Annotated in this window: 18 protein-coding genes and 1 pseudogene; 15 read left to right on the plus strand and 4 right to left on the minus strand. The window is 69.4% G+C overall.

Annotated elements, in window-relative coordinates; translation table 11 throughout:
• The first annotated feature begins 8 nt into the window (after positions 1-8).
• A protein-coding gene (locus ACQY0Z_RS32260) for an IS5 family transposase (protein WP_439813287.1) occupies positions 9-844 on the plus strand; the annotation gives its coding sequence in 2 pieces (ribosomal slippage) (positions 9-356 and positions 359-844; 834 coding nt in all).
• An 18-nt stretch (positions 845-862) separates the two neighbouring features.
• Here the strand turns inward: ACQY0Z_RS32260 and ACQY0Z_RS32265 are convergent.
• A protein-coding gene (locus ACQY0Z_RS32265) for an IS5 family transposase (protein ID WP_439813288.1) occupies positions 863-1,683 on the minus strand; the annotation gives its coding sequence in 2 pieces (ribosomal slippage) (positions 863-1,335 and positions 1,335-1,683; 822 coding nt in all).
• 91 nt (positions 1,684-1,774) lie between these two features.
• On the opposite strand from ACQY0Z_RS32265, the gene ACQY0Z_RS32270 reads away from it, so the two are divergent.
• On the plus strand, positions 1,775-3,025 hold the full coding sequence (locus ACQY0Z_RS32270) for an IS701 family transposase (protein ID WP_439813289.1): 1,251 nt from the start codon (positions 1,775-1,777) through the stop codon (positions 3,023-3,025).
• 540 nt (positions 3,026-3,565) lie between these two features.
• On the plus strand, positions 3,566-3,880 hold the full coding sequence (locus tag ACQY0Z_RS32275) for a hypothetical protein (RefSeq protein WP_439813290.1): 315 nt from the start codon (positions 3,566-3,568) through the stop codon (positions 3,878-3,880).
• 423 nt (positions 3,881-4,303) lie between these two features.
• Here ACQY0Z_RS32275 and ACQY0Z_RS32280 read toward each other — a convergent pair whose 3' ends face one another.
• Together ACQY0Z_RS32280 and ACQY0Z_RS32285 are read right to left on the minus strand one after the other, a co-directional pair.
• On the minus strand, positions 4,304-6,157 hold the full coding sequence (locus ACQY0Z_RS32280; RefSeq protein ID WP_439813291.1) for an AAA family ATPase: 1,854 nt from the start codon (positions 6,155-6,157) through the stop codon (positions 4,304-4,306).
• A 53-nt stretch (positions 6,158-6,210) separates the two neighbouring features.
• Entirely contained in the window at positions 6,211-6,426 is a 216-nt protein-coding gene (locus tag ACQY0Z_RS32285) for a KTSC domain-containing protein (RefSeq protein ID WP_403277130.1), read from the minus strand.
• A 161-nt stretch (positions 6,427-6,587) separates the two neighbouring features.
• On the opposite strand from ACQY0Z_RS32285, the pseudogene ACQY0Z_RS32290 reads away from it, so the two are divergent.
• Positions 6,588-6,713, plus strand: a pseudogene (locus ACQY0Z_RS32290) (hypothetical protein); the annotation flags it as partial.
• A gap of 467 nt (positions 6,714-7,180) precedes the next feature.
• Here the strand turns inward: ACQY0Z_RS32290 and ACQY0Z_RS32295 are convergent.
• The gene (locus ACQY0Z_RS32295) at positions 7,181-8,530 is read right to left on the minus strand and encodes a hypothetical protein (protein ID WP_439813399.1); all 1,350 of its coding nucleotides are present in this window, start codon (positions 8,528-8,530) and stop codon (positions 7,181-7,183) included.
• 231 nt (positions 8,531-8,761) lie between these two features.
• Here ACQY0Z_RS32295 and ACQY0Z_RS32300 point away from each other — a divergent pair, with 231 nt between their 5' ends.
• From ACQY0Z_RS32300 to ACQY0Z_RS32350, 11 genes are all read left to right on the plus strand, one after another.
• The gene (locus ACQY0Z_RS32300) at positions 8,762-9,178 is read left to right on the plus strand and encodes an ATP-binding protein (protein ID WP_439813400.1); all 417 of its coding nucleotides are present in this window, start codon (positions 8,762-8,764) and stop codon (positions 9,176-9,178) included.
• Between the two features lie 35 nt (positions 9,179-9,213).
• Entirely contained in the window at positions 9,214-9,600 is a 387-nt protein-coding gene (locus tag ACQY0Z_RS32305; RefSeq protein ID WP_439813292.1) for a DUF6415 family natural product biosynthesis protein, read from the plus strand.
• Positions 9,597-10,286, plus strand: coding sequence for a hypothetical protein (locus ACQY0Z_RS32310; RefSeq protein ID WP_439813293.1), 690 nt, complete (start codon positions 9,597-9,599; stop codon positions 10,284-10,286). The genes ACQY0Z_RS32305 and ACQY0Z_RS32310 overlap by 4 nt, the downstream gene beginning before the upstream one ends.
• 211 nt (positions 10,287-10,497) lie before the next feature.
• Entirely contained in the window at positions 10,498-11,193 is a 696-nt protein-coding gene (locus ACQY0Z_RS32315) for a hypothetical protein (protein ID WP_439813294.1), read from the plus strand.
• Positions 11,194-11,664: 471 nt separating this feature from the next.
• Positions 11,665-12,906: a TfuA-like protein gene (locus ACQY0Z_RS32320; protein ID WP_439813401.1), complete on the plus strand. Its 1,242-nt coding sequence runs from the start codon at positions 11,665-11,667 to the stop codon at positions 12,904-12,906.
• Positions 12,893-14,050 (plus strand): YcaO-like family protein, encoded by a 1,158-nt coding sequence (locus ACQY0Z_RS32325; RefSeq protein WP_439813295.1) that lies wholly within the window; start codon positions 12,893-12,895, stop codon positions 14,048-14,050. Before ACQY0Z_RS32320 ends, ACQY0Z_RS32325 begins: the two co-directional genes overlap by 14 nt.
• Positions 14,047-14,943: a class I SAM-dependent methyltransferase gene (locus tag ACQY0Z_RS32330; protein ID WP_439813296.1), complete on the plus strand. Its 897-nt coding sequence runs from the start codon at positions 14,047-14,049 to the stop codon at positions 14,941-14,943. Before ACQY0Z_RS32325 ends, ACQY0Z_RS32330 begins: the two co-directional genes overlap by 4 nt.
• Complete coding sequence (locus ACQY0Z_RS32335; protein WP_439813297.1) at positions 14,940-15,950, plus strand: NAD(P)H-dependent glycerol-3-phosphate dehydrogenase; 1,011 nt, start codon at positions 14,940-14,942, stop codon at positions 15,948-15,950. The genes ACQY0Z_RS32330 and ACQY0Z_RS32335 overlap by 4 nt, the downstream gene beginning before the upstream one ends.
• A gap of 68 nt (positions 15,951-16,018) precedes the next feature.
• Complete coding sequence (locus tag ACQY0Z_RS32340; protein ID WP_439813298.1) at positions 16,019-16,372, plus strand: hypothetical protein; 354 nt, start codon at positions 16,019-16,021, stop codon at positions 16,370-16,372.
• Positions 16,359-17,216, plus strand: coding sequence for a hypothetical protein (locus tag ACQY0Z_RS32345; RefSeq protein ID WP_439813299.1), 858 nt, complete (start codon positions 16,359-16,361; stop codon positions 17,214-17,216). The genes ACQY0Z_RS32340 and ACQY0Z_RS32345 overlap by 14 nt, the downstream gene beginning before the upstream one ends.
• Before the next feature lie 1,146 nt (positions 17,217-18,362).
• Positions 18,363-20,240: a DUF2637 domain-containing protein gene (locus ACQY0Z_RS32350; RefSeq protein ID WP_439813300.1), complete on the plus strand. Its 1,878-nt coding sequence runs from the start codon at positions 18,363-18,365 to the stop codon at positions 20,238-20,240.
• Positions 20,241-20,758: the final 518 nt, after the last annotated feature.

Genomic DNA, 20,758 nt, shown 5'->3' on the forward strand with positions numbered 1-20,758 from the left:
CGGCTCAGATGCTCGTTGCTCTGTTCGTGGGGAAGAGGAACTCTCGTCCGTGGATCGTGTCGGACGAACTGTGGTCGCTGATCGAGCCGTTGTTGCCGGAGCCGGGTCCGAAGTTGGTCGCCGGGCGGCCGAGGGTTCCTGACCGGCAGGCTCTGTGCGGGATCCTGTTCGTCCTGCACACCGGCATCCAGTGGGAGTACCTGCCCCAGGAGCTCGGCTTCGGCTCTGGCATGACGTGCTGGCGGCGGCTGGCCGCTTGGCACGAGGCCGGCGTGTGGGACCGCCTTCACGTCGTCCTGCTACAGAAGTTGCGGGCTGCGAAGCAGCTCCACTGGTCTCGGGCGGTGATCGACTCCAGCCATGTGCGGGCCGCTCGACGAGGCCCAAAAGCGGACCCAGCCCGGTCGACCGTGCGCGTCCGGGCAGCAAACACCACGTCCTCGTCGACGGTCAGGGCGTCCCGCTCGCGGTGTCGCTGACCGGCGGCAACCGTAACGACGTCACGCAACTGCTGCCCCTCCTCGCCAAGGTCCCGTCCGTTGCGGGCCTGGTCGGGCGGCCGCGTCGGCGGCCCGACGTGGTGCTCGGCGACCGTGGCTACGACCACGACAAGTACCGTCGGCTCGTGTGGGCTTTGGGCATCAAGCCGGTGATCGCCCGCCGCGGCACCCCTCATGGTTCGGGGCTCGGAGTGCACCGGTGGGTCGTCGAACGCACCATCGCCTGGCTGCACGGCTTCCGGCGCCTGCGCGTCCGCTGGGAACGGCGCGACGACATCCACGAAGCCTTCCTCGGCCTCGCGACCTGCCTAATCACCCACCGGCACGTCCAACGCCTTTGTTAGGACCTCTAAGACCGTGTCCTACGTGGTGAGGCGGACGAGCCGCTTGTAGCAGCACAGGGCGGCGGCGAGGCCGAGAAAGGCCAGGTAGTTGCTGCGGGGATCTCGCTCGTAGCGAGGACTCAAGCGGCGGTAGCCGGACAGCCACGACATGGTGCGTTCGATCACCCAGCGGCGACGCCCTAATCGTTCGCTGGACTCGATGCCCTTGCGGGCGATGCGCACGCCGATCCGCTTGCCCCGGAGCCATCTGCGCAGGTCGGCCCGGTCGTAGGCTTTGTCCGCATGCAGGCGCTGGGGCTTGAAGTACCGGCCGCGGTAGGGGTCGTGTCTCGATTGGTGACCCTCCACCATCGGCTTCAGACCTTCGCTGTCGTGGATGTTGCCGGCCGAGACGCCGACGAGGAGGGGCAGTCCGTTCGTGTCCGACAGGATGTGCATCTTGGAACCCGACTCGCCCCGATCCACGGGGCTCGGACCTGTGTGTTCGCCCCTTTTTCCGCCCTCACGTGGGCGGTGTCGAGCACGACGCGGGTGACGTCGAGGAGGCCGGCGTCGTCGAGCCGATGCAGCACGGCCTCGTGCAACCGCCCCCAGACACCGGCTCTCGACCAGATGAGGAACCGCCGATGGGCGGTCGACTTCGATATCCCGAAGCAGGGTGGCAACGCACGCCAGGCGCAGCCGGACACCAGGACGTAGATGATCGCGGCGAACAGCGTCTCATCAGGCGTGTCCTGTGTTCCGCCGCCCTGCGGCCGCGCCTTCGACGGCGGGATCAGCGGCTTCGCGATCCCCCACAACCCGTCCGGAACAATCCAACTCCACGTACCCCGCCCCATGTCGAGTTCAACGACGCCTCACCACGTAGGACACGGTCTAATACTCCAGCAGCGGATCGTGTCCTGAGCTGGCGATTGTCGTTGACCTGGTATGGAGGGCATAACTGAAGTCGATTGCTGGGCTGCGGAGTTGGAGTCGGTGTTCGCCCGGGTGGCGGGCCGGTTCGCTCGGGCGGATCTGCGGTGGCGGATGCGGGACTACGTCCGCGGTCTGCTGGGCCAAGCGGCACGGAAGAACGGCTGGCAGCTCGCGGAATGGGCAGGTCACCGCACGCCGGACGGCTTCCAGCGGCTGCTGAACAGCAGCGTCTGGGACGCGGACGCCCTGCGCGACGATGTCCGTGCCTACGTCGCCGAGTGGCTCGGACCGGACGGAGTGCTGATCATCGACGACACCGGGTTCATCAAGAAGGGCACCACTTCGGCCGGGGTGGGCCGGCAGTACACCGGTACCTCGGGGAAGATCGACAACTGTCAGATCGGGGTGTTCGCCGCCTATGCCACTCGTTCGGGCCGGGCCCTGGTGGACCGGGAGCTTTACCTGCCCAAGGCCTGGACGTCCGATCGTGACCGCTGCCGGGCGGCGAAGATTCCCGACGAACGCGGCTTCGCGACCAAGGGAGAGCTGGCCCGGGACATCGTCCGCCGGTGCCTGGCCGCTGGCCTGCCCGCCACGTGGGTCACCGCGGACGAGGCCTACGGGCAGGACTGGCACTTCCGCCGCCTGCTCGAGCAGCTCGACGTCGGCTATGTGGTGGCGGTGCCCAAGTCGCAGCAAATCAAGTCGCTGGCCGGCATCTGGCGCATCGACCAGCTCATCGAGGACGCCCCTGCCGATGCCTGGCAACGGCTCTCCTGCGGCGGCGGGGCCAAGGGCCCGCGCGTCTACGACTGGGCCGCGGCCAAGCTGCCCGCCAACCTCATCTTCGACCCCGACCCGCCCACCCACCACCGCTGGGTGATGGCCCGCCGCAGCATCTCCGACCCCGGCGAACTTGCCTACTACCTCGCCTACGCACCCGTGGGTGTCGAGATCGCCGAGTTGGCCCAGGTGGCCGGCTCCCGCTGGGCGATCGAGGAGTGCTTCCAGGCCGCGAAGAACGAGTGCGGCCTCGACCAGTACGAGGTCCGCCGCTATATCGGCTGGTACCGACACATCACCCTGGCCATGCTCGCCCACGCGGCCCTGACCGCACTCGCCGCCCAGCCCGGCGAGTCCGCAAAGGGGGTTGCAGAAACGGATCAGCCTTCGTCCCGCTCACCGTGGCAGAGATCCGGAGACTCCTGGACGCTCTCCTGCCCCACCCACGAGCCGACCGCGACCCCGTCAGCCATGCACTGAACTGGTCGGCCTGGAGAAGACACCACCAAGCCGTCGCCCGCCGCTGCCACTATCGAAAACGCAGCTCAGGACACGATCCGCTGCTGGAGTACTAAGACCGGCTGACGAGCCGGCGGTTGGCACCGCCGACTCATCCCGACCAACCGCGGCCCGCCACCACAACCGTGGCGGGCCGCTCCGTCTTTGCCTGCATGGGCCGATTGATTCGGCCGCGTCTCGCGTGCGCGGACGGTGCAATGAGTGGCTATGTGCCAGACCCGGCGGAGTGACGACGGAGCACTCGGACGCTCCCGCAGCAGCCCTGAGCGGGCGCAACAGACCATCCCGCCAGCGACAGCCGTGCACACCCCGCGTCACCGCCAGCCAGAGGGAGACGCCTGGCCTACCGGAACGACATGGCAGGCGCTCCCGACCCAGCGTCTGGCCAACCACAGAAAAAGGCGTCCCCTGAGGGCCGGTGTCTTGAACCCCGGCCTGATGGCAAGGTCACGTGGGTACTTCGGCGCCACCTCCGGCCTTGATGGCATTGAGGACGGTGTCATGGAGCTGTCGCAGACCGCCAGGGTGGGGGAGCGGGGCAGGGCTGCCAGTGAGGGTGTACCACTCGTCGGCGTCGGTGTACTGGACCGCGACGCAGGCCCGGCCGTCGGGCTGGAGGCTGGTGGCGACGGTGAGGTCACCGGTGATGACGCCGACCTCCGCCGGCGCGAGGCCCGCGGCCGCTACACCGCCCTGGCCGTCGACGGCGACATCAGGGAAATCAAGGCCGCCGTCGACCTCATGTCCTGGCTGGATGCGAATGAGATCGACCCTGCAGGACACCACCCAGAGCGACCTGGACAGCTGGCTCGTTGACCACTCTTCTCTGCACCGGACGCCATCCCGGGCGGAGGCCGCCGACCGGACCACAGGAGCCTGCTTGAAGCAGGCCGACATGCGTGCTACAGCCTCAGTTGGCACTACGCAGTGAGCTGATACGCGTCCGTACGGTTGTCAGTGGCAGGTGGCACTCTTTGCGCATGGCCTTCCGGGGAACGTGTTCATATCGAAGATATTCCGACGTATACGGGCGGTGCTCCATGGGCGGTGGTCGGGTGATACGCGTGCATCGCAAGGACCTACCGTCTCCTGACGGCTGCCGCTGGTGTGGCGACGATCCGGGTCACCACGGGTCTCAGTGGGTGGCTTCGGCCGGTCTGCATACGTGGGAGGCACCGACGTCGCAGCAGCGGCTCATGCGCATGAAGGCGCGGCGCGCGGCGCGTCAGACCGGGGCGGCTACCAAAGATGCGGCCCCGCGTCCTGCGCGCGACTGACGAGAGCGTCGAAGACTGTGGTCAGGGCTGCGGGAATACGGTCCTGGGGGAGATGGGCAGCGATGCCGACCATGAGGTCTTCCTTGTTTTTTGGTCCCTCGAGGGAGCCGCTTTTGAGTAGGTTCAGCAACTGCGAGCTGAACTTGCCGGCCCGCAGTTCTTCGATCTCTTGGGGTTGCCAGGGGCCGCGTTCGGCTTTCGGCTTCCACAGCGCGTTGGCTGTCTCGGCCCAGTCGTCGTTGGTGAACAGGTCCTCGAGCTCGTTGGGGGAGCCGAGGTAGAGGCACTCCTGCTTGAGGTCGAAGCCGTGCTCCTTGAGCTTGTCGTCACGGAAGACGTGCTTCTGGTTGGTGCGGCTGTCTTTGTCGACGAGGAAGGCGACGTCGCGGCCGTGATCTTTGAGGAACCGGGCGAATCGGAGCGCACCTTCGTTGCTGCCGCCGGCCCACAGGCAGATCCCGGCGGACTGGATCGGGAAGCCTGCGTGCTTGCGGAAGAGGATGGGGAAAGCGGATGTCTCGGACACCCCCTCTACTGCGACGAAGAAGCGCTCGTGCAGGAGGACGCTGTTGCGGAACCCCAGTGTTGTCGCGATCGTCGACAGGTGTCGGCGCACGTCCTTGTCCGCGCTGTCCTCGCTCAGGACCTCCGCCCTGACCCGGCCCTCCTGGGTACGCAAGTGCACCACGGAGGAGATGTCGACTCCGTCGATCAGGTTGAGCGAGTGCGTCGCCACGATGACGCGTGCGTTGGGCCGTGAGGACTGCAGCTGGATGAGCGCCATGATGCGCCGCTGGTGGGAGTAGTCAAGGTGGGTGTCGGGCTCGTCGTAGACGAACACGACGTCCGACTCTGGCATCTGTGTGGCGTCGTGCTGACCCAGAAGTTCGTTGCTGCTTTCCCACAGGGCCAGAGAGATTCGGCGCGAGCGGCCGGTGCCGGCGGACGACAGCGGGAAGCGGCGGCCCTGGGAGTCCATCACGTTCAGCTCGACGCCGACCAGCGCCGGACGCACCTGTACCTGAGGAGCCAGCTCCACCGACGGCAGGGTGCACCGCTGCGCGATGTGACTGCGAATGCTGTCGATGTCCTCCTTCAGCGACTCGGCGAGATAGTCTTCAAGATCCGTTACTCGCTTGGCCACCTCGTCGGCCCGCGTGTATTCCCGCAGCCGGGAGTTGAGCAGGCTCTGGATCACGGCCTCGGGCGCCTGGACGGAGTCTCCCTTGAAGTACACCATCGTCGGCAGGGCCGCAGCCGCCTCGGAGTCCACCGGCACCCACGCGTCCACCTGCTTCATCTGCTGGGCGAATTCCCGAAGCGGCTGCTCCCAACTGTTTCTGGCATTTGCCTGTCCGACCGGCTCCACCCCGTGCGCGGCCGCGAGCTCCTTCAGCCCCGTCAGCTTCACCGCCGCCAGGTCACGCAGTTGAGCGTCCTGGCAGACACGGCGACGGACCTCCAGGAACATGCCGGCCTCCGGCCGGAAACGCCGCCGGATTTGTACCTGCTCGGGCAGCCCGAGACGCACCTGCTCCTCGGCACTGAGGCTGAAACTGCCCGTCACGACCGTCTGGGGCACACGCGCGTGCGGGGCGGCTGCGTTGCCTGCCGGTTCCTGGAGGTCGCCGTCGCCGAGGTAGGTGAGATCGTGTTCGCTCAGTGCTGTTCCGTGCAGCAGGAAGTTCAGCGCGTCCAGAAGAGCGGTCTTTCCGCCCTCGTTCTGTCCGGTCAAAACCGTCTGGGAAAGGACCGGAACCCCGGCGACGTCCTCAAGGCAGCGAAAGCCTTCGACGGAAACGGAACAGATCTGCACACGTGCCTCAACTCGACAACGATGGATGGGACCTGGATGGATCGACGGGTGCGTCAGCCCGAGACACGGCGGTAGACGTAGCGGCCCTTGATGAAGCGGGCCAGGAAACCGCCCTTGCTGGGAGCCGCCATTAAAGCCGTGTGCACGTCCGCAGGCACGCCGTCGTAGCGGTACACCCCTCCGCTGTGAAAGGCGACCTCAAGCACACGCTCCTGCTGGCTGTAGCCCACCGACCGGACATGCGAGGAGCGAACCTGCTCGTGCAACAAGACGCCTCCTGCGGCCAACGTGTCAGGCGTTGCGTGATCGACCGATAATAGCGCCGCCCGGGTGGAGTTGGCAGAAAACGCCCGCCCTCGACCCGTTCCGGCGCTCGGGGCGAATGCACAGCAGCTCATCGGCGTGAACGCAGAGATCTGGCCGTTTACCCATCAGCGGCACACAGCCACAGGCACTCGCACGCCGAGGACGCTGCCTGCACCGTCAGTTCCTCGTGCTACGCCAGGTCGCGGGGCTACCCGAGACGGTGAGTGCGCTGCGGGTGTGCGATGTGGCGGTGTGGATGAACCAGCGGGCCGTCGGCCATGCCTGCCCCCTGAGGGCGCCTGCCGCCAACATGACCCGAGGGGGCGTTCTGGCGTGTGAGGGTGACGGACTTTACCAACCGTCACCTGGGTGTGTGGGACGTTCGCGTGGAGTGGTCCGTGGGGCCGGGGGAGGGGGGGGTGGACTTGGGGTCGCGAGTGCCGCCAGCGGGGCGGCCCTGGGCCTGGGGGCGGGCGGATGGGTGGTCGGTTGGTGGTGGGCGAGTTACGGGTGCAGGAGATCGTCCGCGGGGACGGCCGGGTTTCCTGCACGGTCGTGGACGCGGACTGCTCGGTGGTGGAGGAGGCGGACGGGTTCCTGCCCAGTAATCCAGCACGGTAGAGCCGCAATGCGGCTGCTGGGGTCCGATCAAGCCGAGATGCCCGTAAAGTGGGTGGTGCCTCCGAGTTGTCGACAGCTCCTCGGAGGCACCCCCTTTCAGGCCTTGGCCGCTGCCACTTCACGCACTCGGCCGGACAGCTCCCGCACCGCACGTGTCTTGGCGTACGGTGTGAGCTCCTTGCGCATCGTGGCGAAGTGGTCGTCTCCACGTACGGACGAGACGTGCTCGTACTCGTCCAGGAACCGCCCCCACGACTCGCACGACGCCTCAACGTGCCCGTACCGAAGCTGCCGCTGCGCCAGGAGAGCGTAGGCGTGAACCCGGCCCTGCCGTTCTTTGGCCGGCTGCACCTTGATGGACTGCCGAAGGGCGGTGATGCTGCCTGGCAGGTCGTTCTCCTCCAGCAGCACGTGGGAGACGTGAAAGAGGTAAGCGGTTTGGTCGTAACCGCCGATCGCGTCGCGCCGGTTGTCGGCTTTGGCGAGGGACGTCTCGGCCTCACGGAGCCGGGCATGGGCCTGGCGACGGTCCCCGACGAGGCTCGCTGCATGTGCTTGCTGCCCGCGCAGGAATGCCACCAGACGCGGACCAGCCGACGGTGCGGCCTCGGCTGCGGAGTCCGCCAGCTCCAACGACATCCGCCCGTGTCGCAGGTTCGATGCCTGGAGAGACATACCGCGCAGCGTGCGGCAGTACGTCACGTGGTCGCTCGCCTCATCAGCGAGCTTGAGAGCTTGAACGTAGTACCTCTGTCCCAGGCCGTGAGCCTTCTCGTACATCGCCATCCACCCGGTCAGATACGTCAGGTCTGACGCGGCGGCGAGCATGTCCTGCTTCACCGGCTCGGATGCCTGCGCCTTGAGCCACGGGCCGACGGTGTTGACGAGGAAGGCGGCCGCCATGGGCCGGGCGTGGCCGGCGCCGAACTCATCGAGGATGTCGGCGATGCGCTCCGTCATGGAGCGAACCGACGCGACTTGAGATGCCCCGATACGGGTGGTCGCTTTACCTGGGATGACAGGATCACTCGCCGCCCGCGCCGTGTGCTGGAACGCGGGAACGGACAGCGCGGCAGAGAACAGAGTCGCGGCCAGGACGCCGCGACGGGATGGGTCCATATCCGCCCTTCCTAGGTCGATCAACTCCTCGACAGTGTCGACTGGTTGGGAGCCGTCGGCGGACACGGCGGGTCGCAAGCCGGCCTCAGCGTGAGTGACCGGCCGCCCTAACCGAGCGGACAGTGCCTCAAGGATCAGGGGCCTGACCTCGGGTTTTGGCGGCGTACCGGCAATCCAGTGCGCAACGGCTGTTCGGTCGTACGAAAGTTGCAGCCCGGCTTGCGGGCCGAGCCTGTTCACCTGCTGGGCTAGCTGCGTGCGCGTCCATCGTGCCTGATCAAGCAGCCTGTCCAAGGCAGGGTTGGGCGTGCGTTTTCTCGTGGCCATGTCCTCAACTCCCGACAGCTCCATGGCGTTCACGGTGTTCACGGTCCCACCTGTTGCTAACGGTACCCGCAGACAGTGACCGCACGGTTACCTCTTACGAGTCAAGCACGATCTCAGCCCTTGGGAGCAGAGGTGACCAGCGCACCACCATTGAGAAGAGGCGCCGACGAGACGGCGGGCGACCTCTGCCGGGAGCGCCAGCCCCAACGTCTTCGTCCAACCGACGACCGAATGAGCGTGTGCTTCGAGGTCCGCCCGCCCCACACTGGGAATGAGATCCCCGAACGGGATGCGCGCCGGGTGGGGATGGCCCGGAAACTGACCGCGGCCCGGCTGCGCTACTGCGGCCTAGAGGCTCTCGTGGACGACGCCACGCTCATCGTCTCCGAGCTCGTCACCAACGCCATCCAGCACGGTGACGGCGATCAGATCACCATGACCATGACGGTGCGGGGCGGGTTTCTGCGCCTGGCCGTCCACGGCGAAACACCCGGCCAACCGGTCGCCCGCCACGCCCCCGACGACGCCGAGTGCGGCCGTGGCCTCTTCCTCGTCGACTGCCTTGCCGCTGCTCACGGCGGCACCTGGGGGACCGAACGGAACGGCAGCACCACTTGGTGCATCCTCGCCGTGGACGGCAAACCGTGACCGGCCCCGGCGCCGTCCCCCGTTTCACTCGCGCCGTGCGACCGTGGACGCCGCCCCTGGACAACGGACAGCTCACCACCGTGCTGAACCGGCTCCGCCGCTGGACAGCGTTCGACGGCTGCGCCTTGCTGGACGACGTCGCCGCCGTCCTGGACGACGTCCCCCCGGCCGAGGAGAACACGACGGAACTCGCCGAGCGGCTCCGCGGACACCTCGCCCGACTGGTCACCATCGCCGTGGCGAGCGAGGCCGAGCAGGACACCGCCGCGGCGCAGCTCGTCTTGCGCGCCCGCGCCCTGCACGCCGATTCCCTGCCCCGCGGTCGTCAGGCGGCGATGGCGCACCTGCGTCGGCTGGGGTGGACCGTCAACGAACTCCACGACCGGCTGGTCGCGATTCGCTGCCTCAAGGAGGCCGTGTGACCACCGCCCGCACCACGAGAGAGACCACCGTGCGCCCCGATTCGCGCCTGATCCCGTTCGTCATCCAGCGCGAGGGGGAGGAAGCCGCCCCGGACAACCTGCGGCTCACCCCGCTCGGCGGCGGCCGTTACCGGCTCGGGTATGCCGACGAGGACCCCCGCGACCGCGACCTGCGGGGCGTGCTGTGGGCGCGCTGCGGCTTCGGCCCGGTCGATGACGTGGAGCAGCCGACGGGACGGCCGCAGTGGCGGCTGATGCATCCCCTGCGGCAGCGCGGCTGTATGCAGACGCTGCGCTGCCAGGTGTGCGCGGGGCTCGCGCGGACCCCGCTCGGCTGGATCTTCCTCGCAGGCCCGGACACCGTGGACCCCAGCGCCGAACCCGTCCTCACCAACCAGCCGCCCGTGTGCCCGGAGCACGCCCGCACAGCCGCGGAGCTGTGCCCGCACCTCACCAGCGAGCCGATGGTGTTCCTCGCCCGCAGCGCCCCGCTGTACGGCGTGAACGGTGTCGGCTACGGCGTCCGCGACGGGAACGTGCAGGTCGTGGAGCGTCCCGACGGGCCGCTCCCGTACGGCCATCCACTGATGCCGACCGTGCTCGCCTCCCAAATGGTGCGCAGGCTCGGCGTCTTCCGGCTGCTCACCCTCGGTGAGCTCTTCACCGCGCTGGAGCACGCCCCGTAAAGCTCCTGCCCGGCGGCCCGGACGTTCCCCCTCGGCCTGGGCCGCCGGAGCAGGTTCAACGCCGACCGAAGGAGGGCTCCATGCCCTGTTCTGCGCACTCGTTACCGTCCGAAAGGGTCGTCATCCTCGGAGCCGGGCCTTGCGGTCTCGTCTGCGCGGACGAACTGAAGCGGCTAGGCCACCCCGCCTGGACGCTGCTGGAGGCCGCCCCGTGCCCGGCGGACTCGACTCGTCCGTGGTCGACCCGGCCGGCTTCGCCTGGGACCTGGGCGGGCACGTGGTCTTGTCCCACTTCGGCGAGTTCGACCGGCTGCTGGCCGAGCTGTTCACCGCAGGCGAGCTGCTGCATCACGACCGCTCCTCCTACATCCGCTTCCGCGACCGGTGGGTGCCCTGCCCCTTCCAGCAGCACCTCCACCACCTCCCGGCCGAGGACGCCGAGGCGTGTGCGCACGACCTTTTGCTCGCCTGCCGGCGGCGCGAACAGCAGCTGCCCGCCGACGCGGACTTCGCCACCTGGCTGCAAGGAACGTACGGATCGAGCTCGGTGGAGCGGTTCTTCGGCCCGGACGACACCTTCAGCGTCGACCAGGGCATCCACCTGCTGCGCTTTACCTCAGAGACCGCCCCGGCCCGGCTGTGCGGGCGGCTCACGCACATCCGCGTCCACCACAGCGAGGACCTCTTCCGCGATCGTGCGGCCTGCCTGGCCGCCGCGCCGTCGGTGAAGGTGGTGCCGTTCCGCGGCGAGCCCTACCTGTTCTCCCGGCCAGGCAGCCCCGGCCCCGCGGACGACGATGCGCTCGTTCTGCGCCGCTCCCCGGACGAGCGGTTCGTCGTCGCCCGCCAGGCCGTGCGCGAGCTGTGCGACATCAGTGTGGTCTCCTTCGCGACGGCCGCGTCCTGACCGCCTGCCCGGCGACTCGGAGACCCCCGAACGGGTCGCCGGGCAGGCTCCCGGCTCTGTCCCAGCTCAGACCCTGCGCCGTCGACGGTGTCGACGAACGGCAGTCCCCGGCCCGGCAGGGCTGAACACCCATCAGCTTCCCGCCCCTCCCAGGTGCGGGCAGGCGAGCCTTCACCGCAGGGCCTGTGGCATCACCGGATGCGGGCAGCCGTCCCGCTCCGCCGTCTCAATGAACAGGAGGAACATCCCATGACGCAGTCCAAGTCCACCAGCGCCGCCATGAGCGCCGCCCAGACGCCGGCCCAGGAGCCCGACGAGGTCACCGGGCCCGTCGTGGTCGCGGTCGACGTGGAGGACGAGGAGTAGCCCTCTCCACTTCCGCGCACTGACCTGGTGCTGCTCCTGCCCGGCCTGGGGCTGGGGGGAGCAGCACCCCCTCGCTCTTCACCCTGGAGGCCTGTGGTGATTCACGTGTTCGTCGGGCCGTCGCTGCCGCGGTCCGAGCCGCAACTCGCCGCTCCCGGTGTACGGGTGTGTCCGCCCGCACAGCACGGTGACTTGTTCGCCCCCGAGATCAGCAGCGGTGACACGGTGGTCCTCATTGACGGCGTGTATCACCAGGCGCCGGCGCTGCGGCACAAAGAGATTCTGGCCGCGATGGGTCGAGGCATCCGGATGGTCGGTGCTGCGAGCATCGGCGCGCTGCGGGCGGCTGAACTGGCGCCGTACGGGATGCACGGCGTCGGCCGCATCTACGCCGCCTATGCACGCGGGGACATCGACGGTGATGACGAGGTGGCTGTCGGCCAGGCCCCTGACGACGCACGCGCCCTTACCTGGCCGCTGGTCAACCTGCGGCACGCCCTTGAGCTCGCGGTCGCGCACGAGGTCCTCGACGCCCTGCGGGCCACCGGACTTCTGCAGGCGCTGCGCGCGGTCTACTACCCGCAACGGACGTGGGCCGCCGTGCGGGCCGTATGCCACAACCGGGGCGAGAGGACGTTCGCGGACTGGCTGGACGAGCGGCGCAAGCAGGACCGGCACTTTGCTGACCTCAAGCGCGCCGACGCGATCGCCGCCGTGACGACCGCACTCGACGGCACCGCCTCGTCGGCGAGCGCGGCCGTCGCCCCGCCGCGGTGGGAGACGGCCTACTTCCGCCGCTGGTCGAACGCCGCCGTGCGGGAGCAAGTCGACGGCCTGAACCTGTCCACCAAGGACCGTCTCGTCTATCAGCAGGTGTTCGATCCCGACTTTCCCGGCAGATGGGCGGTCTACCTCGAACACCTCTCCCAGCACCCCGCCGACGGCGGGCCCGGGTTGCCGCTCGCCGAGCGCCTGACCCAGGCGTGCGGCGGGCGCCTGCCCGCAGACCGCCTGTTCCACCCCTGGCTTGACCTGCGCGACGAGGAGACCGTGGCGCTGGTGCTGGCCGGTGAAACCGACGAGGACCGGCGAGCGGTCGCCCGATACGCCGACGTCCTCGCCCGAGCTCGCCGCCGTCGCCCCGGGATGTCCGCGGCCGCAGTCCGCGACGAGGCGGCCCGCGACCTCCTGCTCACGGTGTGGCGCTGCCCGGAGGAGCACCTGGAGACGGAGGCGGCCGCGCGGGGACTCGGCCGGGCAGCGAGCGCGGTGGAGGCCGCCAAGCGGTTCGTACTCGGGTTCCTGGAAGAGACGCAGAGAATGGAGACGACCTGTGCCGGGCATTGACGAGCGGCTGGTGGCACTGCCAGGCACCGTACGGGCCCGGCCGCCTGAGGACACCTGGGAGGCGGTGGCCGGCCGCCTGGAGGAGTTCGGCATCACCCGGGTCGCAGACCTGACAGGCCTGGACGTGATCGGGCTGCCGGTGTGGGCGGCGATCCGGCCGGCGTCGATGACCTTGTCCGTGGCGCAGGGCAAGGGCGCCACCGCCCTGTTGGCGAAGCTGTCGGCGGTGATGGAGGCGATCGAGCTGTGGCACATCGAGCGGCCGCTGTCCATCGCCGCGGTGGGCCCGGCCGCCGAGGTCGCCCCTGACTGCCCGGTGGCCGCGTTACCGACCACCGCCTCCTACCCCGAGGACGCTCTCGCCGAAGTGGTGTGCGAGTGGACGCACGGCCTCGGCCTGGTGAGCGGCGCGAAGGCGCTGCTGCCGGTCGACCTGGTTCGCCGCCGCGTACAGCGCCGCCCGTGGACCGCAGACGTGTGGCGGGCGACCAGCACCGGTCTTGCCTGCGGCAACACCCGCGACGAGGCGATGGTGCACGCCCTGCTCGAGGTGGTCGAGCGCGACGTGCTGCACCAGGACACGCGGGCAGGTGGACGGCGGCGCACGCTGATCGACCCCCGCACGGTCGACGACCCGTTCAGCCGCGAGGTGATGGCCCGACTGGCCACTACGGGCATCGCGCTGGAGATCGCCCTCGTAGAGGGCCCCTACGGGCTGCCGGTGTGCCTGGCGTATCTGTGGTCGGAGGACCACCCGGCCGTCTTCGCGGGCGGCGGCTGCCACAGCGACCCGGCCATCGCCCTGACGCGGGCGGTAACCGAGGCCGCGCAGTCCCGGCTCGCCACCATCGCCGGAACCCGCGACGACCTCCCCACCGACCCCGGCAGCTTCGACATCCCGCCCTTCCGTCCAAGCCCAGCCCGAACCACAGGTCTTGCTCCGTGGCCGGAGGTGACGGCGCGCTTCACCCCGGCCACCGGCGGCTTCGCCGACCAGGCCCTGAACATCGCCCGCCGCATCGAGCTCATCACCAGCCATGAGCCGGTCGTCCTGGACCTGACCGCCCCCAGCTGCCCCGTCCACGCCGTGCAGGTCGTCTGCCCCGGCACCCACTCCCGGATCAGAAGGTCGATGCCCCGATGAACCCGACGACCACCGGCCCAGCCCCGGAGCCGCTCACACCCGCGCAGGAGGCCCGCTCAGCCCAGTACGACACCTTCCACGCCGCCCGCGGCCGCAGCTCTGTGGTGGCCGGCCTGTACGCCCAGGCGATGGGCGAGGACTACCCCGTGGAGGTCGCCGCCTCCAGCTCCTGCGACTGGCCCCTGCTGGGACTGCTGACCGCGAGGTTGCGCCTGAACCCCGGCCAGCTTCTCGTGGACGCCGGCTGCGGCGCCGGTGGCATCGGCCTATGGCTGGCCCGTGCCCTTGCCGTCCGTCTGACGGCCTTCGACCTCTCACCCATCGCCACCGCTCAGGCCACTGCCCGGCGCGCCCACTTCCTCGGACCCAACGCCGACCGCGCCGTCTTCCGCGTCGGGGAGCTGGAGCGCACCGGCCTGCCCGACGGCTGCGCCCACGGCATCGTGTGCGTGGACGCCCTCGGCGGTGCCACCGACCGCGGGGCCGCTGTGCGCGAGCTCGGCCGCATCCTGGCCCCGGGCGGCCGCCTGGTCGTCACCCGCGCGCTGCGGCGCAGCGCAGAACCGGCGTGGCACGAGCAGGCCGACGCCGCCGGCCTGTCGCTGGAGCACCTGGACGAGCGGCCCGACGAGCCCGCCATGTGGGAGCAGCTCTACCAGCTGTGGATCGCCCACGCCGACCAGCTGCGGCGCGAGCTGGGCGCCTCACCGGCCCAGAACATGCTCCGCGAGGCACACCGCATGCTCCCCAAGGTCCGCAGAAGACGGGCCGTTGTGCTGACGCTGCGCCGCCCACAATCAGCGACGAGCGCAAAACGGGCGGCCGATAGGATGACCGCGCCCGACCGCCACCCCAGCGACATGCCCGCGACCAGCGAGGAGACCCCGCAGTGACCCAGCGCCACACCCGTGCGGCGGTGTTCTCGGCCGGTTCCTGGGGCACCGCTGTAGGCAAAATCATGGCCGACGCGGACACCAACGTGATCATGCACGCCCGCCGCGGCGAGATCGCCGACGCGATCAACGCCACGCACCGCAACCCCGGCTACTTCCCGGACGTCGAGCTGCCCCACACGGTGACCGCGACCACCGATCCGGCCGCCGCGCTGGAGGGCGCGGACTTCCTCGTGCTGTCCATCCCCGCGCAGTCCCTGCGTGCCAGCCTCGCGGCCTGGGCTCCGCACATCGGACCGCACACCGTGATCGTGTCGCTGATGAAGGGCATCGAGATCGGCTCCGGGCTGCGGGCGAGTCAAGTCATCACCGAAGCGACCGGCATCGCCGCCGACCGGATCGCGGTGCTATCCGGCCCGAACCTGGCCCGCGAGATCATGGGCGGCCAGCCCGCCGCCGCCACCATCGCCTGCCCCGACGAGGACGTTGCCCACCGCGTCCAGCGCGCCTGCCACACCACGTACTTCCGCCCCTACACCTCCACCGACGTAGTCGGTTGTGAGTTCGGCGGCGCGGTGAAGAACGTCATCGCCCTCGCCGTCGGCGTCGCCTCCGGCATGGGACTGGGCCACAACGCCCAATCCATGCTCATCACCCGGGGCCTCGCGGAAACCACCCGGCTGGCCACCGCACTGGGCGCCCACCCGGCCACTCTCGCCGGCCTCGCCGGTCTGGGCGACCTCGTGGCGACCTGCTCCTCACCGCTGTCACGCAACCGCACCTTCGGCACCCACATCGGTCAAGGCCTGACCATGGCCGAAGCAACCGCGGCGACCCGCCAGACCACCGAGGGCGTCAAGTCCGCCAAGGCGATCCTCGCCCTGGCAGGCATCCACGGCGTCGAGATGCCGCTCACCGAGATCGTCTCCGACCTGCTGCACGAGAAGGTCACGCTCGACCAGGCCGCGGCCGCGCTGATGCAGCGGCCCCCCAAGCCCGAGCGCTAACAACTGCGGCGCCCGGCCCGAAGGACCGGCCGCGCCTCGCCGTCACCCTCCCCACGGAGGTCTTCACCATGCCCGAATCCATGCTGCCCGCTGCCCAAATCGTGATCACCGTTGCCCTCGTGGCATGGATGATCACCGGTTTCACCCCTCTGCCCGGCCGCTGGCTGCGGTGGAAGATGTTCTGCCGCGCCACCTTCACCATCGTCCAGCTCACCGGCACCAAGGACGGCCACGCCGAGCCGGTCAACGTCTACGACCACCTGTCGCCCGGCAGCTTCATCCTCGGCCCGCCCCAGCTCCAGACGGTCCTCGACCACCTCACCGCCAGCGGCCGCTACGACCGCATCGACGGCATCGGCCGCGTACTGTCCGCCCGCGGCGAGCAGCCCGTGAAGGTGGTGGCCAGCCGTGTGGTTCTTTGACGCTCTCGCCTCCGGCTTCACCCGCCCCACCGACCCCGGCCGGCTGCAGATGTTCCGGATCATCTTCGGCACCGTGCTCACCACACGCTTCGCACTCGCCCTCGGCCAAGGCGGCTGGGACCGCTTCGTCCCCGGCTCCCTCAGCCTCCGCCTCGCCGAACAACGCCTCGGCCCACGCCGATCCCGGCTCCTCGCAGCCGCATACCGGCCCGCCCTGCTCATCCGCACGGCCGCCGCGCTCGCTCTGGCGCTCGGCGCCGCCCCTCGCCTCGCCCTGCTGGTGACCCTGGCCGGAGCCGCCATGGAACTCCTCTACCTCAAGAGCCCCAACGCCGTCCGCTACACCCTGCTGACCGGCGCCTGCCTCGGCCTTGCCGGCGACCTCGGCCACGGATTGCACATCGAGCACACCCCGAGCGCCGCGAACACATGGGCCCTGTGCCTCCTCGTGCTGATCACCACGGACATCTACTGGAACAGCGCCTGGCAGAAGATCCGCAGCGACCAGTTCCGCAGCGGCCTCTACCTCGCGCAGTGGGTGCACACCTACACCCAGGTCCGACAGCACCTCCCGCATCGCCGCGGTCAGTACGCCGTCCCGGCCGTCGTTCTACACCGCCTCGGCAACCTCACTGACCGTGACGTCCGGCTGTGGCGCCTGATCGCCGCCGTCGTCATCACAGCGGAGCTCGCACTGCCGATCGCGCTACTCATCCCGCAGACCATGCCGTACGCCGTTGCCGCCGGCGTTGCGATGCACGCCGCATTCAGCTGCCTCAAGCCGCGGCAGCTGATCACCTTCTCCGGCCTGACAACGGGAACCTACGTCGCCTTCTCCGCCTGATCCTGTGGCTCCACCGTGCCAAAAGGCTCAGCGTCCGTTCGGTACTTCAACTCGCGCACGCCCGGCAGGTGCCAGCCGGTGTAGAACACGGCTGCGGAGCGCAGAGTCGCGGCTATGAAGGAAAGGATCATGATAGTGCCGAGGTGTAGGCCACGCCGTGCGGCCTGGCGACGGCGCTGCCGAGGACGCTGGAGCAGATCGGGTGGATGTACGGTCCACAAGACTGGTGAGGTGCTCGGCTGGTTGCAGATGGGTTCGGCTTGTCGAGCTTCGGGCGTCGGTGGCCGGAGGTCGCGGGAGAGGCCGGGGTGTCGCTGCCGCGGGTGTACGGCGCGCGAACTGGGATGTGGCTTTCGTCGAGGGCGTGGACGAAGACGCATGGTCCCTGTGCGTCCTCGGCGAGATCAAACCCGGCGTGCGGGACGGCGGCTGGGTACCGCGGGAACGGGAAGAAGCGGTCGGCCTGCCGGGGGACCAGGGGGGGCGAGGCGTTCGCCGGTCTCGTGTGGGGGGTCTCGAGCCGTCAGGGGGTGCCGAGGTAGGCGACGAACAGGTTGTAGGTGATGAATCTGGCTGCGTTCGCAGGCCGCGGCGGAGGCGGCGCGCGGGCCGAGGAGGGAGTTGCGCTGGCGCAGTGCCGGCGGCTGCGGCGAGTCAGGCGTGCGGCGCGCTCCGGGCTTAGTTCCTCGGCCGTGAGCTGCAGCGGTGTGCCGGCGGCTCCGGTGCGGCGGGCAGTCCTTCGTTCCCGAGGGGTCCCGCCGGTCGGGCGGGTGCGGCGGACTGTCTGGTGGGGGCGCGAGTACCTCTGTTCCGGGCGTGGAGTGGGGTAGCGGTGTGTGGGAGACAGTGGTGTCTGTGCTTGCCGGGTGCAGGACGGCGAGCCCGGTCCAGGACGGCGAGCCAGCACACCATGTGGTATCCGGCAGTCGTGAACAACTCGGTGTACGGCACGGCGGCTCCCCAGCACTCCTGCGCCGGCCGGGCTGCTCAGGTGCAGGACAAGGCCGACTCCCATGCACACTGCGCAGCGGTCACTTTTCGTGGACGATCCCTCCGGAGCCGCGCCCTCGGGGGTCACAGCGTGTGGCTTGTCGTGACAGTGTGATACCTGCTCAGTCGTCAGGTTTCAGTAAGGGGGGATAGGGCGTGGCGGCGGGGACGGGTGGTGTGCCTCGGCTGACTCGGGCGCATCGGGTTCTCATCGGGGTGGTTGTTTTCGGTGCGGTGGTCATCGCGGGGATCGGCTTCGCGGGTTCGTATGCGGCGGTGCGCGAGCTGGCCCTGAAGAAGGGCTTCGGGAACTTCGCCTACGTCTTTCCGATCGGTATCGATGCGGGCATCTGCGTGCTGCTGGCGCTGGATCTGCTGCTGACGTGGATCGGTATCCCGTTCCCGCTGCTGCGGCAGACGGCGTGGCTGCTGACGGCGGCGACGGTTGCGTTCAACGGTGCGGCGGCCTGGCCGGATCCGCTGGGCGTGGGCATGCACGGGGTGATCCCGATCCTGTTCGTGGTGTCCGTGGAGGCGGCGCGGCACGCGATCGGCCGGATCGCGGACATCACGGCCGACAAGCACATGGAGGGCGTGCGGCTGACCCGCTGGCTGCTGTCGCCGGTGCCGACGTTCCTGCTGTGGCGGCGGATGAAGCTGTGGGAGCTGCGCTCCTACGAGCAGGTGATCAAGCTGGAGCAGGAACGCCTCGTCTACCAGGCCCGGCTGCGCTCCCGTTTCGGCCGTGCCTGGCGCCGCAAGGCCCCGGTGGAGGCGCTGATGCCGCTCCGCCTCGCCCGCTACGGCGTCCCCCTGGCCGAAACGGCCCCGGCCGGCCTTGCGGCCGCGGGCATTGACGAGCTTCCGATTCAGTTCACGGTGGAACGGACTCCGGCTCCGGCACAGCGGCAGAGCCCCGAACTCGAGGCCGCCGTCGGCCAGGAGAAGGAGCGGGCTCCGGCGCGCAGCGCCCAGCCCCAGCCGGCGGGGCAGCCGCGGACCGCACCTTCCGAGCCGTCGCACGATCTTGTGGACGAAGGGAACGCCCAGCACCTCGCCGACGCCTACCAGGACTGGATCGCCGCCTTCGGATTCGAGCCCACGAGCTCGCAGTTCGCTGCGTGGCTCCAAGACCAGTACGGCATCACGTCCGCGGCCGGCGGGCCACTGTCCGACGAACAGCTCGAACCCCTGCTGCAGTTCCTCAAGCAGCGCCCCACGCCCGCAGTTGAGGACGGGACCGAATCCCAGGCTCCGAGCGACGCGGACGACGGCTGGGGTGGGTACTTCTACAACGCCTGGCTCGTGTACGCGCAAGAGCACGGGGCGTACCCCGATGCGGACGCCCTCGCCGCGTACGTCTACGAGCGGGACCAGATCACCGGCGGCAACGGCCGGCCCGTCAAAGGCGCAGACCTGGAGTACTTCGTTTCCGCCTTCCGGCGGCGCGAGTTCGACGAGCCCAAGTCGCCCACTGGCGAGGAGACAACAGAGCACGCCGCGCAGGCACCCGCCGACGAGCCCGTCCCGAACCGCGACGAACCTGAGGGGACAATGGCCGGCTCGGGCGCGCACCCCGCCAAGGAGGCGCGCAGCTCCAAAGTGAGCGCCCCCCTCGACGAGCCACCAGGCGAGGACGACGCGACCGGAGAGCCCGCAGCGCTCACCACTGTCGACCGCTACTACCTTGCCTGGACCGAGTACCGGACCGAGCACGGCGAGGAACCCAAGGCCGAGCAGCTCTCCGCCTATCTCGCCAGCACGAAGGGCATGACCGGCCGCGGTGGAAAGCCGGTCAGCCCCTCCACCCTGCGCCGCTACCTTCTGCCGTTCCGCGTCTACACCGTCTGGGCGCAGCAGCGGGTGCACAGCGAGTCCCCGTCGCTCGACGCCGTTGCGCAGGAATGCGCAGCTCACGGGATCACCGCGCAGCACAACCGGCCCCTCACAGCCGACTACATCGCCGAGCAGGCCCACGACTTCGAACGGCGCTGGCAGGCACTGACCCGCCACCACGCGCAGCCACAGCAGTAAGAAGCCGCGCCCTGCCCTGTTGCTGCGCACCAGCAAGCCAGCCAGTACCAGCGGCTGCGTGATCAAGGAAAAGCCGCAGGTCGGCCCAGTATCGCGTAGCCGGGAGGCTCATTTGCGTAGCCAGGGCGCACCGCGGTCTGCGCGCGGCGCACCCGCTATCGGGGCAGGAGGAACCCTGCGCGTGCTGCGCATCGCTTCCGACACCACCGTCCCGGAACTCGACCTGCCCGAGGCCGGTGTGCACTGGCGCGGTCCAAGATCACATTGGAACGGCCAGCGCGGTTGGTCAAGGCGCGTCGCACCGATGAGCCCTCCTGCACATCCACCGGGGGCGGGCATGCGACCAGGCTCACGCAGAACGTCACCGCGTGGGCGCTGGCGAGTGCCTGGTGAGGCATCGCCGTGTACCCGGTTTACGGGCCGGTCATGGGCACCGGACGTGGTCACGACGGGGGAGTCGTCGGCCTCGACGATGATCTGACCCAGCACGCGCACGCGGTTGCGTGGGCCGTGCGGAT

Origin of the sequence: Streptomyces sp. P9-2, assembly GCF_051903975.1 — a bacterium.
GTDB classification, from domain to species: domain Bacteria; phylum Actinomycetota; class Actinomycetes; order Streptomycetales; family Streptomycetaceae; genus Streptomyces; species Streptomyces cellulosae.

Bases quoted from the DNA above. Each gene is read 5' to 3' on its own strand.
- ACQY0Z_RS32330 (WP_439813296.1), top strand. From the start codon at position 14,047: ATGAACCCGACGACCACCGGCCCAGCCCCGGAGCCGCTCACACCCGCG.
- ACQY0Z_RS32270 (WP_439813289.1), top strand. From the start codon at position 1,775: ATGGAGGGCATAACTGAAGTCGATTGCTGGGCTGCGGAGTTGGAGTCG.
- ACQY0Z_RS32340 (WP_439813298.1), top strand. From the start codon at position 16,019: ATGCCCGAATCCATGCTGCCCGCTGCCCAAATCGTGATCACCGTTGCC.
- ACQY0Z_RS32300 (WP_439813400.1), top strand. From the start codon at position 8,762: ATGAGCGTGTGCTTCGAGGTCCGCCCGCCCCACACTGGGAATGAGATC.
- ACQY0Z_RS32295 (WP_439813399.1), bottom strand. From the start codon at position 8,530: ATGGCCACGAGAAAACGCACGCCCAACCCTGCCTTGGACAGGCTGCTT.
- ACQY0Z_RS32275 (WP_439813290.1), top strand. From the start codon at position 3,566: ATGGAGCTGTCGCAGACCGCCAGGGTGGGGGAGCGGGGCAGGGCTGCC.